11 protein-coding genes are annotated in these 15,912 nt (G+C 40.6%); 7 read left to right on the plus strand and 4 right to left on the minus strand.

Features of this window, described 5'->3' with window-relative positions; all coding sequences use genetic code 11:
• Positions 1-285: 285 nt before the first annotated feature.
• Positions 286-1,113: a DUF3011 domain-containing protein gene (locus BEGALDRAFT_RS17720; protein ID WP_002683115.1), complete on the plus strand. Its 828-nt coding sequence runs from the start codon at positions 286-288 to the stop codon at positions 1,111-1,113.
• 58 nt (positions 1,114-1,171) lie between these two features.
• Here the strand turns inward: BEGALDRAFT_RS17720 and BEGALDRAFT_RS01925 are convergent, their stop codons facing one another.
• Positions 1,172-2,449: an OmpP1/FadL family transporter gene (locus BEGALDRAFT_RS01925; protein WP_002683117.1), complete on the minus strand. Its 1,278-nt coding sequence runs from the start codon at positions 2,447-2,449 to the stop codon at positions 1,172-1,174.
• 375 nt (positions 2,450-2,824) lie between these two features.
• Between BEGALDRAFT_RS01925 and pmbA the strand changes: the two genes are divergently transcribed.
• The 4 genes from pmbA to BEGALDRAFT_RS01945 all read left to right on the plus strand — a co-directional run bounded on the left by pmbA (position 2,825) and on the right by BEGALDRAFT_RS01945 (position 7,756).
• Complete coding sequence (pmbA, locus tag BEGALDRAFT_RS01930; protein ID WP_002683119.1) at positions 2,825-4,150, plus strand: metalloprotease PmbA; 1,326 nt, start codon at positions 2,825-2,827, stop codon at positions 4,148-4,150.
• Positions 4,151-4,232: 82 nt separating this feature from the next.
• A complete protein-coding gene (locus tag BEGALDRAFT_RS01935) occupies positions 4,233-5,807 on the plus strand; it encodes a methyltransferase regulatory domain-containing protein (RefSeq protein ID WP_002683120.1) in 1,575 nt (524 codons plus the stop codon).
• Positions 5,808-5,937: 130 nt separating this feature from the next.
• On the plus strand, positions 5,938-6,582 hold the full coding sequence (locus BEGALDRAFT_RS01940) for an Eco29kI family restriction endonuclease (RefSeq protein WP_002683122.1): 645 nt from the start codon (positions 5,938-5,940) through the stop codon (positions 6,580-6,582).
• A 1-nt stretch (position 6,583) separates the two neighbouring features.
• Positions 6,584-7,756: a DNA cytosine methyltransferase gene (locus BEGALDRAFT_RS01945; RefSeq protein WP_002683124.1), complete on the plus strand. Its 1,173-nt coding sequence runs from the start codon at positions 6,584-6,586 to the stop codon at positions 7,754-7,756.
• A gap of 104 nt (positions 7,757-7,860) precedes the next feature.
• On the opposite strand, the gene bioB is transcribed toward BEGALDRAFT_RS01945, so the two are convergent.
• Positions 7,861-8,829 carry a biotin synthase BioB gene (gene bioB / locus BEGALDRAFT_RS01950; RefSeq protein WP_002683125.1) on the minus strand — a complete coding sequence of 323 codons (969 nt, stop codon included), beginning with the start codon at positions 8,827-8,829 and terminating at the stop codon, positions 7,861-7,863.
• Between the two features lie 368 nt (positions 8,830-9,197).
• Between bioB and BEGALDRAFT_RS01955 the strand changes: the two genes are divergently transcribed.
• Positions 9,198-10,913: a proline--tRNA ligase gene (locus BEGALDRAFT_RS01955; protein WP_002683126.1), complete on the plus strand. Its 1,716-nt coding sequence runs from the start codon at positions 9,198-9,200 to the stop codon at positions 10,911-10,913.
• Positions 10,914-11,214: 301 nt separating this feature from the next.
• On the opposite strand, the gene BEGALDRAFT_RS01960 is transcribed toward BEGALDRAFT_RS01955, so the two are convergent.
• Positions 11,215-12,675: a PilT/PilU family type 4a pilus ATPase gene (locus BEGALDRAFT_RS01960; protein WP_002683127.1), complete on the minus strand. Its 1,461-nt coding sequence runs from the start codon at positions 12,673-12,675 to the stop codon at positions 11,215-11,217.
• Positions 12,676-12,721: 46 nt separating this feature from the next.
• Positions 12,722-13,870 carry a PilT/PilU family type 4a pilus ATPase gene (locus tag BEGALDRAFT_RS01965; RefSeq protein ID WP_002683131.1) on the minus strand — a complete coding sequence of 383 codons (1,149 nt, stop codon included), beginning with the start codon at positions 13,868-13,870 and terminating at the stop codon, positions 12,722-12,724.
• Between the two features lie 639 nt (positions 13,871-14,509).
• Between BEGALDRAFT_RS01965 and cysS the strand changes: the two genes are divergently transcribed.
• The gene (cysS, locus tag BEGALDRAFT_RS01970) at positions 14,510-15,904 is read left to right on the plus strand and encodes a cysteine--tRNA ligase (RefSeq protein WP_002683133.1); all 1,395 of its coding nucleotides are present in this window, start codon (positions 14,510-14,512) and stop codon (positions 15,902-15,904) included.
• Positions 15,905-15,912: the final 8 nt, after the last annotated feature.

Below are 15,912 nucleotides of genomic sequence, written 5' to 3' on the forward strand. Positions count from 1 at the left end.
TCGCTTAAATAAGAGCCATTTTTAAAAATAAAAAGGTTGTCATCGAAGAAACATGATGGCTTATCTATCAGGAATGCAATCTATAAAAAAACAGTGTTAAATTAGCTATGATAAGTATTATATGACCGTGCTTATTTGTCTTTCTTCGTGTATTCGTTTTAGTCTAAATAGTTAAATGGGAAAGATTTTTAAGTAAGTTGGTATAACGCTTGCTTTTTATAGATATACTTAAACTGATACAAGGATAAATATCTCTCATACGTAGTCCGTGCAGAGGTAAATAACATGAACACTTTCACTCATAGATGGTTATATTCAACTGTTTTCGCGGTTCTTAGTTGCAGTGCTAGTATGGTGATGGCGGATAGCAAGTGGGATCGCTTTGATACGGGTGCAGGGAGTGAACAAAAACCCCCGCAAGCGGAGCAATCTTCTCCACCAAGTCAGCGTGGGCAAGGTGCTATCGTGAATTCTAATAAGTGGGATAACTATGATCGTGGACGGAGTGATAATCCACCGCCTGCCCGTCAAGATTGGAATAATCGTTATGATGAGCGCGACAAAGACCGTAACCGCGACTGGCATCATCGTGATGATTGGAATAATGAGAATGATAACAGCAGAATGCGCCGTTATTATCCTGATTATGAAAACCGTAACCGCGATTATAATCAAAACTATAACAGTAGTGATAATCGGATAACCTGTAGTTCTTTCAATGGGGCTTACACGTATTGCAATGCAGATGTGCGTGGTAAAGTACAACTTTATCGCCAACTGAGCAATGCAAACTGTCGCTATAATGACTCATGGGGATATGATAGCGGTGGTATTTGGGTTAATGATGGCTGTCGCGCTGAGTTTTCGATTGAAAACAATAATAACAATCGTAACCGTGATCGGAATAGTGGCAATAATTCGACACAAAGTGTTATTTGTAGTTCACAAGATAACAATTACACATTTTGTGAAATGAATACCCGTCGTGGGGTTAAGTTGTACCGTCAATTGAGTAATGCAACTTGTAAGTTCGGCGAAACGTGGGGCTATGACAAGCGAGGTATTTGGGTGGATGCTGGATGTCGCGGGGAGTTTGTAACCTCTAATCGTTAATACGCGAATAGCCTTAAAATAAAAACTGCCAGCCCTTCAAGGACTGGCAGTTTTAAATTTAGAACCGCCAACTAACCCCCATTTCTACTTCATACTCATGTAATTGAATACTGCCTGTCTGTTCACCTGTATTGGGGTTTGTCCCGTTGACTTTCTCTTCAGGGGCATACATAAACGCCATATTAATCTCCATATTTTTATCCCACTGATAGCTAAAGCCCGCAGTGACATGTTTACGCACAGTTGCGGGGGCAAGAATGTTAAATAATGCCTGTGTTGCGGGAATTACTTCGCTAGCGTGGCTATATCCTGCACGTAATGTCCATTGAGGGTTATATACCCACTGCACCCCGAATTTAATAACATCCGTATCTTTCCAGCCAAAACCTAAGCCGTCATCTGTACCTAATAAGGTTTCTCCCGCCATAAAAATTAAATCAGAGGCATTGCCGACCGTTGCGACTTCTGAATAATTAATACGTTGCCAATCTAATAATAAGGTTATCTCAGGCGTAGCTTTAAACGCAGTGCCGATGGTAAACGTGCTGGGGGTATCAAAATCGCCCTGTTCTGCAAATAAGCCTTTATAATCATCAAGTGCTGTCATATATAAACGGCTTTGATAGGAAGCACCAAGTGACCATTGTTCATTCAGTGTCCCAAGCCAACCAATCCGAAAACCGCCACCATACGAATAATCATGCCCATTATTTGTTAAGGCTTCAGGCGCGCTGGAAAACGGCGCAAATGGCTCTAACCCATAGGCTTTAAACCATTGCATAGCAACAATAGGCATAACGCCTACCGTGTTTTGTGCATTCACGCGATAAGCGTAAGGAATTCCCATAAATAATTGTGCGAAATCGACCCCAGTCGGCGAGCTAGCTTGTCCATAAGGATTATTAAACGCGGCATAAACCGCCGTTGGATATTCAGTATTCATTCCGCCGTTACCACTGATAGCAACACCGATACTACTGTATTCATTTAAAACTTTATTGTATGCAAAATAAGGGATTGGAAAATAATCTTTATCACTTTTATACATTCCTGCTTCAATCTGTGCAAACCCCACAGAACCATTATCATCAGCGGTATAACTGCGACGTGGTGAAAAAATGGATAACCCAGCGTCTAAACGATTACCCACATCTAACATTAACGCGGGATTCGTTCCTGCACTTAAACCTTCTAACGGTAAGGCAACGCCACTGCCTGCTAATGCTTTACTTTTAGTACCAAATCCATGCGCCATATAGCCATTCGTTGCCCATAATGTACTGGTTTGCATGGCACAGACTACCCCGACAACACCTGCAACTATTTTTAATTTCACGGTTTTGCTCCTCAAACTTTAATATTTTTTAGAACCCTATACCTGCATGACATTTCTCACTCGTAAAAATCATGTAAACAATCAACATTCACGCTACGCATTAAATACCATCAGTTGTTAAATTGATACTATGTGCTTCAAAGAAATTTTTATAAAAATCTGAATACTGTTATGACATAACAACACATCTTATCCACAATGATAAATCCTGTTTTTCTCTGCGTTTCAAGGTATGATGCACCTCGATAATGAAAACATACGATTAACCCCTGTTAATTAATTATTTTCAATAAAGACAAAGTAATAACCTGATAATATTTAAAATAATGCGTATTAACAAACACTTTTTAAGCAATTTTTATTCATCATAAACACATGCAAGCACACGAATTTGAACAACGATTAGCCCACGTTTTAGAAAAAGCAAAACATTACGGCGCAAGTAGCGCAGAAGCCAGTTTACGCCTCACTCATGGGCAAACAGTCACTGTCCGTCAGCAAAACGTTGACACAATAGAACATCATCAAGGCAAAAGCTTTGCGATTAGCGTCTATATGGGGCAACAAAAAGGCTCTGCGGGTAGTAACGATTTGAGTGAAACCGCAATAGAAGAAACGATTCAAGCCGCTTGTGATATTGCCCGCCATACGCAAGGCGATGAATATATTGGTCTTGCTGATGCTAATTTAATGGCAACACAGATTCTTGATTTAGATTTGTATCACCCATGGACAATCAGCACAGAAGAAGCCATAGAACTGGCAAAACGCATGGAACATGCCGCTTGTGCTGTTGATACGCGCATCAAATCCAGTGCCGATAGTCGAATCAGTAAAAACGCGGTCATTCGCTATTATGGCAACACACATGGATTTATTGGCGGTTGGCAAAGTACCCGCCACTCGCTCAATTGTCGTGCTATCGCACAAGAATCCCCCACAGGACAAATGCAACGCGACTCATGGTACACCGCCAGCCGTGACCCACAATTATTAGACGTAGCGGAAAATGTAGGCAGAATTGCCGCTGAACGTGCGTTACGCTATTTAAATCCCCGCTCTTTACCCACACAACAAGCCCCGATACTATTCAGTGCACCGATGGCAGTTGGTTTAATTGGCCACTTAATCAGCGCGATACAAGGCGCGAGCCTATACCGTAAAGCCTCATTTCTACTAGACACCGTTGGGGAACAAATTTTCTCCCCAATCGTCAATATTCGAGAAAATCCACACCTTTTAAAAGGCTTAGCCAGTGCACCTTTTGATGGGGAAGGCGTTGCAACAAAAGCACGTGAGCTTATTCGCGGAGGCGTGTTACAAGGCTATATATTAGATAGCTATACCGCCCGTAGATTAGGACTACAAACCACAGGCAATGCAGGCAGTGTGTTTAATCTAACCATTGATAGCACTACGGGAAATTTAGATAGCCTACTACAACAATTAGGAACAGGTTTATACGTCACCGAATTGATGGGGCAGGGCGTTAATTTACTAACAGGACACTACTCACGGGGGGCTAGTGGTTTCTGGGTTGAAAATGGCGTGATTCAATATCCTGTTCAAGAAATTACCATTGCAGGCAATTTAAAAGACATGTTTCAATCTGTACAAGCCATCGGCAACGATTTAGAAAAGCGTGGCAGTGTTCTGACAGGTTCATGGCTACTCGCACCGATGACGATTGCAGGACATTAACCTACTTCATTTTAAAAATTCCGCATCATCACATCACCACACCAATATTTTTCTTTAAGATAAAAAAACACACGAGAACGCTATGTCTGTAGAATCCATCAACAGTTACGATGAACTTCCCTATTTATTTAACGCCATGCCTTACACACAACCGCATCGCATTGCCGCAATTGCGCAACTGTTTGGCATGAACCCACCCGCGCCAGAAACTGCCCGTATTTTAGAATTAGGTTGCGCCAGTGGCGGAAATATTTTAGCAACTGCTTACACGTTCCCAAAAAGCCGTTGTGTCGGCGTAGAACTCTCAGCACGTCAAGTTGCCGTCGCACAACAAGCCATTAAAGAATTAGATTTAAAAAATCTCGTCATTAACCAAATCAATATTATGGATTTTGACGCAAACGCAGGACAATTTGACTACATCATTGCACATGGGGTTTACTCTTGGGTTTCCCCCACAGTCAGAGAAAAAATTCTCCAAATTTGCCAACAACATCTAAGCCCGATGGGTGTTGCTTATATCAGTTACAACACAAAACCCGGTTGGAACATGCGTGGCACGATTCGCGATATGATGTTGTATCACACACAAAATATTAAAGACCCCCTAGAACGGGTTGCACAAATGCGGGCTTTATGGAAATTTTTAGCCGATGCAACCCAGACAGGACAAGATTCATACAGCCTATTTTTAAATGAAGAATTTAAATTCTTTGCCAATTCAGAAGAATCTTACTTATTCCATGATTTCTTAGAAGAAGAAAATAATCCGATTTATTTTCATGAATTTGTCACCCAAGCCGCCGCGTATCAACTCAATTACTTAGGCGATGCACATTTGCACACCATGTTAGCCAGCAACTTCCCACCAGAAATTGCACAAACGCTTGAATTATTCAAAGACGATTTAGTCCATCAAGAACAATACATGGACTTTTTACGCAATCGGCATTTCCGCCACTCCCTACTATGTCATCAACAAGTGCCTTTAAAACGCGCGATTTCTGCGGAACGTGTGACCAATCTATCCGTTGTTTCCTCTTTAGCAGAAGTACAAAGTACAGAAATACCACAAGGCAAAAAATGCTTTATAAATCAATCAGGTAATTTAGTCACTGATAGCCCTATCGTAATTGCAGCCCTAACTTACCTTTTAGAACAATTACCGCGAGCTGTCCCATTTGTCGAGCTAGTCGAACAAACACAAACCCGTTTACCCGCAAATATCACTGCTGATAAAGAAGCTATTTTCAATCATATTGCCGATATTATCTTACAAGCCTATACCAAAGGCTTGATTGAGTTACAGGTTGGCGCATTGCCTTTCGTCTTACAAGCGGGCAACAAACCCACCGTTAGCGCGTTAGCTCGCTGGCGTGTTGCCCATGGATTAAAACTCAACAACTTACGGTTTGAAAATCTGAATTTAGAACATCCTGTTGTTGGTGCATTATTACCTTACTTAGACGGTACACGCGACAGAAATGCATTAGTCACTATTTTAGAAGGGAAAATTGCAGATAAAAGCTTGCAATTAAACGTCAAACAAGCAGGTCAAGAAATCCAAATTGCCCCTGAACAATTAAAAGAACTGTTAATGCAAGCCTTAGAAGAAAGTCTGAAAGCATTAGCAAAATCAGCGTTATTAATTGCTTAACGATATTTAAACCCAACGAAAAAGACCTGTTAAAACCTAGCAGGTCTTTGTTGTCTGAATCAGAATGTGCCTGATGAGCTGAATTAAAATACGTTTTATATAAATAGACCATTAGCTGAAGTGATAAAAAATGATTCGAGAGCCTTTTAATAGAGCTAAACATATTTACCACAATGCAGCATTTGCAGAATTGGTAAAGGACGCTGTGCGATTTTTTAATGGCACGCCAGTTCACTCGTTACCACCTTCAGAAAGATTTTTAGGTTCAGGAGTATATGCACTCTATTACACTGGTGAAAATCCACTTTATACACGTTACAAAGCGTTAAATCGCTTATCGTATGATTTTCCAATCTATGTCGGTAAAGCTGTCCCTAAAGGTTGGAGACAAGCAAGAACTTCAGATGCTATGACGACACAGTCCACAGAGTTATATTCTCGTCTGAAAGAACATAGCAGAAGCATTTTATCGGTAAATGGTTTAAGTCTTGAGGATTTTTCTTGCAGATTTGTGCTTTTCGAGAATGAAGGTTCAGATATGATTGGTTCAATTGAGGCAACACTCATCAAACTTAACCAACCATTATGGAACTCATGCGTTGATGGATTTGGAAATCACGATCCAGGGAAAGGTAGATATGAACAAGCACGTTCTGATTGGGATGTTATTCATACAGGAAGAGTTTGGGCAGAAAGACTCAACGGTGTTCCAAACAATAAAAATAAAATACTTGATAAAATTGAAAAACACTTAAAACAATTGAAGAAGAATTAACGTGAAATCGCTTGAAATTTTTTCTGGAACTGGTGGTTTAGCTAAAGGGCTTGAAATGGCTGGATTCGAACATGCGTCATTTGTTGAATTTAATAAAGATGCTTGTGTATCACTACGAAAAAATTTTAATCCTAACCTTGTTTTTGAGGGTGACATAGCAGATTTTGATTTAAATAACCTTGAACAGGTTGATATCGTTGCTGGTGGTCCACCATGTCAACCCTTTTCGCTAGCAGGAAAACATCAAGCTCATCGAGATAAACGGGATATGTTTCCTTATGCAATTCGTTGTATTGAGCATTTACAACCTAAAGCTTTCTTTTTTGAAAATGTTAAAGGTCTTTTAAGGGCTTCATTTTCCAATTATTTTGAGTACATCATACTTCAGTTGACTTACCCTAATTGTATTATCAAAGCAGCAGAAAGTTGGGAAACACATCTCAATAGACTTAAGCAGCTAACCCCAAAAACATACAATGGCTCTCAGTATAATGTGACATACAAGTTGTTGAATGCAGCTGATTACGGTATCCCCCAAAAGCGTGAGCGAGTCGTGATTATTGGTATTCGTTCAGATTTGGAAAAGGAATGGAAATTCCCAGAGTCGACACACTCCGAAAATAGTTTGAATTGGGAAAAGTATGTGACGGGCGAATACTGGAAAAAACATGGACTACCAGCACAACATAATGAACGTATTGCAAAAATACTTATAAAGAAATATGGGATATTTCCACCGCAAGATGCACCGTGGCAAACAGTACGAGATGCTTTAATGAATATCCCACATCCAAATGAGCAACACTTTATTCCAGACCATATTTTTAAAGACGGAGCAAGAGTTTATCTAGGACACACGGGAAGCGAGATTAATCAACCGTCTAAAACAATTAAAGCGGGTGATCATGGTGTTCCAGGTGGAGAAAATATGATTTGTTATGAGGATGGCTCAGTACGTTATTTCACCACATATGAAGCAAAATTAATTCAAACATTTCCAAAAAACTTTATTATTACAGGTAGTTGGGGTGAAACAATGCGACAGATTGGCAATGCTGTGCCTGTAAAACTGGCAGAAATTATTGGAAAACAGTTAATAACTACATTGCAAGCTAAACAAGTTAATAAATTGTATCGACGGACGGCTAACAGCTACGCTTTTGCTACTCGATAAATACAGATGTTATTAACCCTAGTTTTGCGAGATTTAAAAACTAAAACAGAGACCTGCTAGTTTTTCAAAACCTAACAGGTCTTTAATTATCCGTACTTTAATTACTACATCGTCGTTTGAATCCCTAAGCGTTTAAACAAACGTGCATCTTGTTGTGCATTAGGATTTGCCGTCGTCAATAATTTATCCCCATAAAAAATAGAATTTGCGCCCGCAAAAAAGCACAAAGCTTGTAACGCTTCATCCATTTCCGTCCGTCCTGCGGATAAACGCACATAAGAGGCAGGCATTAATAAACGTGCAGTTGCAATACAACGGACAAATTCAAACGGGTCAACGGCTGGCGCGTCGGCTAAAGGCGTTCCCTCAATTTTAATTAACTGATTAATCGGCACACTTTCAGGGTGTTGATTTAAATTAGCGAGTGTTATCAACATCATCACACGGTCTTGTACACTTTCGCCCATGCCAACAATCCCACCACAACACACTTTAATCTCTGCTTCGCGCACATGTTCCAACGTGTCTAAACGGTCTTGAAAGGTTCGCGTGGTGATAATTTGCTCATAAAAATCGGGTGAGGTATCCAAATTATGATTGTAATAATCTAACCCTGCCATTTTTAACAACTGCGCTTGTTCCGCAGATAACATGCCTAAGGTTAAACAGGTTTCCAGATTCAAGGCTTTAACAGCCCGCACCAATTCCGCCACTTTTAACAAATCTTTCTCTTTCGGCGTGCGCCATGCAGCCCCCATACAAAAACGGGTTGCCCCTTGCGCTTTTGCCTGTTGAGCGGCAGCTAAAACGCTATCGATATCCATTAACGGCGCGGTTTCTAACCCCGTGTCATAACGCACACTTTGCGGACAATAGGCACAATCTTCAGGACACGCGCCCGTTTTGATATTTAATAATGCACTTAATTGGATTTGATTCGGATTGAAATAAGCCCGATGTGTTGATTGTGCTTGAAAAAGCAAATCATTTAAGGGTTGTTGATATAAAGCCATGACTTCATCAAATTGCCAATCGTGACGAATGGCGGGAGTTTGCATAACAGGTATTTGCATTGCGGAAATATCTACATTTGAAAAAAAGAAAGCCCTAAAGCGGTTATTAGGGGGGATTTACGCATCATCATGCCCTAAAGCGGGCATTTTATAAGCAACGATAAAAAAATGTATAACTTTATTTTTTAAAATCGGTTGTGTTTGTCTGAATCAGGATTCACAGGTTTTCAGAATTAGCAGAATTAAATGGATTGATTCATATCGTTTTTTTTAGAATTTTAAATTCTATTAATTCTGAAAATCTTGATTTAGACAATAATGATTCGTTAATAGATTGCACAATCTCCAGCATTTTTAGATACTATTAAGTCCTTAAAAAATACCAAACCCTTCAAATCAATCCTTTTTAAACACAAGGCATTATCGACATGCGTACATCGCGTTTTTTACTCGCAACACTCAAGGAAACCCCTGCCGATGCAGAAGTGATTAGCCATCAGTTGATGCTCAGAGCAGGACTTATTCGCAAATTAGCAGCAGGTTTATATACTTGGTTGCCCTTAGGAATGCGGGTATTACGCAAAGTAGAAGACATCGTCCGCAAAGAAATGGATAAATCAGGCGCGTTAGAGGTATTAATGCCAGCAGTACAACCCGCTGAATTATGGGAAGAATCCAAACGCTGGGAACAATATGGCCCTGAATTACTGCGCTTAAAAGACCGCCATGACCGTCCTTTTTGTTTTGGCCCTACGCATGAAGAAGTCATTACGGATTTAATTCGCCGTGAAATTCGTAGTTATAAACAACTGCCTGCAAACTTTTATCAAATTCAAACTAAATTTCGTGATGAAATCCGCCCGCGTTTTGGCGTGATGCGTGCCCGCGAATTCGTGATGAAAGATGCTTATTCTTTCCATACAAATCAAGCATCTTTGCAAGAAACTTATGATGTAATGCACGCGACTTATTGTCGTATTTTTGACCGTTTGGGCTTGCGCTATCGCCCTGTTTTAGCTGATACGGGCAGTATTGGCGGGAATTCTTCGCATGAGTTTCATGTACTGGCTGATTCTGGTGAGGATGCAATTGCCTATAGCACGACGGGCACTTATGCGGCAAACGTGGAAAAAGCGGAAGCCCTCGCCCCTGCTGGTGAACGCCCCGCGCCAAAAATGGATAGTCTTGCGGTGGTGAATACGCCCGACCAGCACACGATTGAAGCCGTTAGCCAATTCCTGAATGTTAAGCCTAGTCAATGTGTTAAAACGTTATTGGTCAATGGTGAAAATGGTAGTTTAGTCGCGTTTGTTCTCCGTGGCGACCATACTTTAAATGTGATTAAAGCAGGTAAACATCCTAATGTTGCTAGCCCTTTAACCTTTGCCAGTCCTGAGAAAATTAAAGAGGTAATTGGTTGCAGTATTGGTTCTATCGGACCTGTCGGTTTAACGGTTAAAATTGTCGCTGACCGCAGTGCCGCGCATTTAAGCGATTTTGTTTGTGGTGCGAATAAAGATGGACAACATCTTGTCGGGGTCAACTGGAAACGTGATTTACCTGAACCTGAAGTGATGGATATCCGTAACGTTGAAGCAGGCGACCCAAGTCCAGATGGTAACGGTGTACTTGGCATTGCACGTGGTATTGAAGTCGGTCATATTTTCCAATTGGGTGAGAAATATAGTAGCGCGATGAATGCGACTGTTTTAGATGAAACAGGACGCGCTTTAACCATGTTAATGGGGTGTTATGGCTTAGGTGTCACCCGCGTTGTAGCCTCTGCGATTGAACAAAATCATGATGAAAAAGGCATTATTTGGCCCACTGCTATTGCTCCATTTACTGTCGCTCTTTTACCGATGAATATGGCTAAATCCGAGCGTTTACGCGAAGCGGCTGAGAAAATGTATCAGCAATTACAGGATGCAGGTATCGACGTATTATTCGATGACCGTAAAGAACGCCCCGGTGTGATGTTTGCGGAAATGGAATTAATCGGCATTCCGCACCGTTTAGTCCTCAGTGATAAAGGACTGGATGAGGGTACGGTTGAGTATAAAGGTCGGCGTGATGAAAATGTGCAAGTTGTGCCATTTAATGAAGCGATTAATTTCATTGTGGAAAAATTAAAAGCTGTATAGTTATTTGTTAATTATCAGGCATAAAAAAAGCCATGTTTGTAAATAACTTGAGTACGGCGAGATTCTTTTAAAAAGACAACAGCTTGTCTGAACCAGAATTAACAGAATTTAAACCGCTTAAACCAAGTAATGCGAATCACGTTTTTTAATTCTGCTAATTCTGAAAATTCTGTGAATTCTGATTCAGACAAAAAAAGACCTGCTAAGTTTTGAAAACCTAGCAGGTCTCTGTTTTATTTTATAAATATCGCCGTACTCTGGTTAAATAGTAACATGGCTTTTTATTTTATAAACCCATTGATTAACCGAAGTTAATTTTAGCTTCTAAGTTATTCCGTGAGTCGGCATTTTTTAAGGCTTCTTCTAGGCTAATACGACCATCTTTGTATAAATCGTATAAGGCATCATCGAAGGCTTTCATGCCTTTAACCCCACTGCCTCGCATGGCTTCTTTTAACTCGTTTAAGTCTCCTTTGAGAATTAAGTTTGCGATATGGGGTGTGTTAATCATCACTTCGATAGCGGCTGCCCGTTTACCCCGCACATCTGGGATTAAACGTTGTGAAATAACCCCTCGTAAGTTTAAGGATAAATCCATAAATAATTGGTTATGCATTTCATGCGGGAACATGTTCACAACCCGTTCTAAGGCTTGGTTAGCGTTATTCGAGTGCATGGTCGCTAAACATAAGTGTCCTGTGTTGGCGAGTTCTAATCCAGCCTCCATCGTTTCTCTATCACGGATTTCCCCAATCAGAATAACGTCGGGGGCTTCTCGTAAAGAGGCTTTTAACGCACGGGCATAAGAAGCGGTATCTGTACCAACTTCGCGTTGATTCACTAAGGATAAAATGTTGGGGTGTGAAAATTCGACAGGGTCTTCAATGGTTAAAATATGTCCCGCGCTACATTGATTCCGATGGTTAATCATGGCAGCTAATGAGGTTGATTTTCCTGACCCTGTTCCACCGACCATGATTAATAATCCGCGTTTTTGCATGATTAATTCTTGCAAAATTTCGGGCAAATTTAATTCGGCAACGGTTGGAATCTTTGAGGGAATCAAACGCATGACCAAGCCCATTGTTCGGCGTTGGTAAAAGGCGTTTGCCCGAAATCGTGCGCTATCATCAGGTAGCGCAATGGCAAAGTCTAAATCCTTGGTTTTCTCAAATTCTTCAATTTGCTCATCAGTCATAATGCCGTACACCGCTGTTTTAATCAGTTCGGGTGTGAGCATATACCCATCCATTGGTACAATTTTGCCGTACTTCTTAAAACAAGGGGGGGCATTTGTGGTTAAGAAAAAGTCTGAACCATCTTGTTTTACTAATACTTCTAAATATGGAAGGATATCTAGCCGTTTTGCAGGGGCTTCACCTAATACGCGAATTCCCTCATCTTGTGCAAAGGAAAAAGCAGCCCCTTTTGGATTGGGTTTACTTTCTTCTGTTTTTGCTTTCATTGGACGAACAATTAACGCGACACCTTTGGCATTTAAGGTAACAATAATTTGATATTGATTCGTTCCTGTTGGAGATTGATAATTAAATTCAAGCTCTTTTGCTTGGGATAACTGCTTTTTTTGCGCGTCACTCAAAATATTGAAGGCGGCTGTTTTTGTCATTTCCGCAGTTAATGGGGTTTTACCGACGGGTTTTTCTTCCCCGCCGATATTCATTTTCACGACGGCACCCGCTACTAAAGTCAGCTCCGTGCCGTTTTTTTCTGTTAGCAGCTTAAGGTAAGGTGTTAAATCCATAAGGGGTCACCGCAACTGAGAATAGGTAAAAGAGAGAGAAAGTAATTTATTTTTCTTCGACTTCCTTAATGGATAACCCGCCTGAAGCTGCCAAGGCATCGACCCCTTTAGCATTTTTCCCTTCCAATTTAATTTTCAGGCGTAACTCATTGGCAGAATCGGCATTGCGCAAGGCTTCTTCCAGCGAAATTTTATCCGCTTCATGTAAATCAAATAATGCTTGGTCAAAGGTCTGCATACCTAATTCGCGCGATTTCGCCATAATCGGCTTCATTTCTGCAACTTTTCCTGTTGCGATTAGTTCTTGAATCAAGGGCGTATTTAACATAATTTCAATGGCCGCAGCCCGTCCACCTGTGACGGTACGGATTAAGCGTTGTGAAATAATCGCTCTTAAATTCAATGAAATATCCTGCATTAATTTCTTTTGTTTCTCAATGGGGAAGAAACCTAAAATACGGTCAATGGCTTGGTTAGAGTTGTTTGCGTGTAAGGTTGCCATGGCTAAGTGTCCCGTTTGTGCAAACTCTAGCCCGAAGTTCATAATTTCCGCATCTCGAATTTCCCCAAGTAATATCACATCAGGGGCTTGACGCAGGGTGTTGTGGAGGGCGGCTTCCCAGCTAAAGGTATCAACGCCAACCTCGCGTTGCATAATGACGCAGTTTTTATGCGGGTGAACAAATTCGATAGGGTCTTCAATCGTAATAATATGCCCGTAACTATTGGCATTACGATGGTCAATCATCGCCGCCATCGTGGTTGATTTCCCTGAGCCTGTCCCCCCCACCATGATAATTAAGCCGTTTTTCGCCATAATCACTTCTTTTAAAACAGGGGGCAGACCTAATTTATCAAAGTTGGGAATCTCGACGGGAATAACCCGCATAATAACCCCTGTATAGCCTTGTTGTATAAAGGCGTTACAGCGAAAACGGGTTAACCCAGGGGGTGCGATTGCAAAATTACATTCTTTGCTTGATTCAAACTCTTTCAGTTGTTTATCGTTCATGACACAGAGGGTTAACGCACGAGAATCAGCGGGCGATAATGGCTGTTTCATCATTGGAGTCATTTTCCCCTTCACTTTCATAGCGGGAGGAAAGCCTGCGGTAATAAACAAGTCAGAACCTTCTTCTTTTAACATGAGCTTGAGGAGCTTAATCATTAAGCTCATCGCCTCTTCTCTTTCCATTTTTTATGCCTCTTAGAACGTTTAAAAGAAATATGATTGTTGTATTTGTTTAACGAAGACCACAGAAATTAAGATGCAAAATGTATCGCTATTTTTGAAATTTTAATGATTTTTTATTTAATATTAAGTGCTAAACATGTCGGGTTTTAAACGGATGAATCCTGATTTAAACAACAGCATGAAGATTAACGAGTAAAACTTGATTTGTTTAGCACTCTCTTAATTGCTTCATCTATAGTCTAAAAAATTGGTTGAACAGTTTGATTAAACGATAACATGATTAAATGCAAGTTTATGTATTCATCCTTGATGTGAATATCAGGCGTTATATCTAATTGTATTAGCTTATTAAAAATATCTAATGCTTGTCTGTTTGATAGGAAATTTTTGTCGAGTAACAATATTTTTTAATGGTACAAGTTATTTTATGCAGAATCCACATGTTATAAAAAAGGGGTATCTATTATATGTTGTTATCCTCAAATAGAAGGCAAGTAACAGATAATCGAGTATAAAGTGACGTTATTCGGAGTATTGCCGTTTTTTAACATAGATTGCGTGTATGATTCGCCTTTCTAAGTGCATCAATGCTAAAATTATCTACGTTAATAACCTTTTAATCTACTTAAGATAATCAATATGCTGACGATTTATAACACCTTAACCAAAGATAAAGCCCCATTTAAGCCGATAGAGGCAAATAAAGTGCGTATGTATGTGTGCGGAATGACGGTTTATGATTACTGTCATGTCGGGCATGCGCGGGTGATGGTGGTGTTTGATATGGTGGCGCGTTGGTTACGAGCTTCAGGTTATGATGTCACTTATATTCGGAATATCACGGATATAGACGATAAAATTATTAATCGTGCTAATGAAAATGGTGAAGATATTTATAGCTTAACCGAACGCTTTATTCAGGCAATGTATGAAGATGCAGATGCCTTAGGGGTTTTACGTCCTGACCAAGAGCCACGCGCAACGCAGTATATTGACCATATTATTGATTTAATTACCCGCTTGATGAAACGGGGTTATGCTTATACCGCGAATAATGGTGATGTCTATTATGCCGTTGGTAAATTTGCTGAATATGGCAAATTGTCAGGTAAACGGATTGAAGATTTACGCGCAGGCGAGCGCGTGGATATTGAAGAAGCCAAACAAGACCCCTTAGATTTTGTGTTGTGGAAAGCAGCAAAACCCAATGAGCCTAGCTGGGCATCTCCTTGGGGCAATGGTCGACCGGGTTGGCATATAGAATGCTCGGCAATGTCGACACATTGTTTAGGAAATCATTTCGACATTCATGGCGGTGGCATGGATTTACAATTTCCCCATCATGAAAATGAAATTGCACAATCTGAAGGCGCGACGGGCGAACAGTTTGTGAATGTCTGGATGCATAATGGTTTTGTGCGGGTTAATGAAGAAAAAATGTCCAAATCTTTGGGCAATTTCTTTACCTTACGCGATGTTTTACAAAAATTTCCCGCCGAAGTCATTCGCTATTTTATTTTAAACAGTCACTATCGTAGCCCATTAAATTATGGCGACCAACAACTAGACGCAGCGCAACAAGCCTTAACCCGTCTTTATACCGCATTACGCGGGTTAGAGGATACAGGCGCACCATTAGACAAAAATAGCGAATTTTATCAACGCTTTGCTACTGCAATGAATGATGATTTTAATACCGCTGAAGCAATCGCTGTTTTATTTGATTTAAGCCGTGAAGTTAATCGGTTACGTGTGGATAATTCTAGCCAAGCCGTTGCTGTTGCCCAACAATTAAAATTATTAGGTGGCATTTTAGGCATTTTACAAGCCGACCCCGAAGCGTGGTTTAAACGGGAAAATACAAGCACCAACGGTTTAAGCAATGATGCAGTAGAAAAGCTAATTGCAGAACGTCAAGCAGCACGTAAGGCTAAAAACTGGGCAGAATCTGACCGAATTCGCGATATGCTGAAAGAACAAGGCATTATTTTAGAAGATGCGGCAGGGGTGACAACGTGGCGACGTGGCACATAATCGCTTTG

The organism is Beggiatoa alba B18LD, assembly GCF_000245015.1.
In the GTDB taxonomy this organism is placed as follows: domain Bacteria; phylum Pseudomonadota; class Gammaproteobacteria; order Beggiatoales; family Beggiatoaceae; genus Beggiatoa; species Beggiatoa alba.

What these genes read in the sequence shown, in the direction of transcription:
- BEGALDRAFT_RS17720 (WP_002683115.1), top strand. Translation starts at nt 286, where the DNA reads ATGAACACTTTCACTCATAGATGGTTATATTCAACTGTTTTCGCGGTT.
- pmbA (WP_002683119.1), top strand. Translation starts at nt 2,825, where the DNA reads ATGCAAGCACACGAATTTGAACAACGATTAGCCCACGTTTTAGAAAAA.
- BEGALDRAFT_RS01935 (WP_002683120.1), top strand. Translation starts at nt 4,233, where the DNA reads ATGTCTGTAGAATCCATCAACAGTTACGATGAACTTCCCTATTTATTT.
- BEGALDRAFT_RS01940 (WP_002683122.1), top strand. Translation starts at nt 5,938, where the DNA reads ATGATTCGAGAGCCTTTTAATAGAGCTAAACATATTTACCACAATGCA.
- bioB (WP_002683125.1), bottom strand. Translation starts at nt 8,829, where the DNA reads ATGCAAATACCTGTTATGCAAACTCCCGCCATTCGTCACGATTGGCAA.
- BEGALDRAFT_RS01955 (WP_002683126.1), top strand. Translation starts at nt 9,198, where the DNA reads ATGCGTACATCGCGTTTTTTACTCGCAACACTCAAGGAAACCCCTGCC.
- BEGALDRAFT_RS01960 (WP_002683127.1), bottom strand. Translation starts at nt 12,675, where the DNA reads ATGGATTTAACACCTTACCTTAAGCTGCTAACAGAAAAAAACGGCACG.
- BEGALDRAFT_RS01965 (WP_002683131.1), bottom strand. Translation starts at nt 13,870, where the DNA reads ATGGAAAGAGAAGAGGCGATGAGCTTAATGATTAAGCTCCTCAAGCTC.
- cysS (WP_002683133.1), top strand. Translation starts at nt 14,510, where the DNA reads ATGCTGACGATTTATAACACCTTAACCAAAGATAAAGCCCCATTTAAG.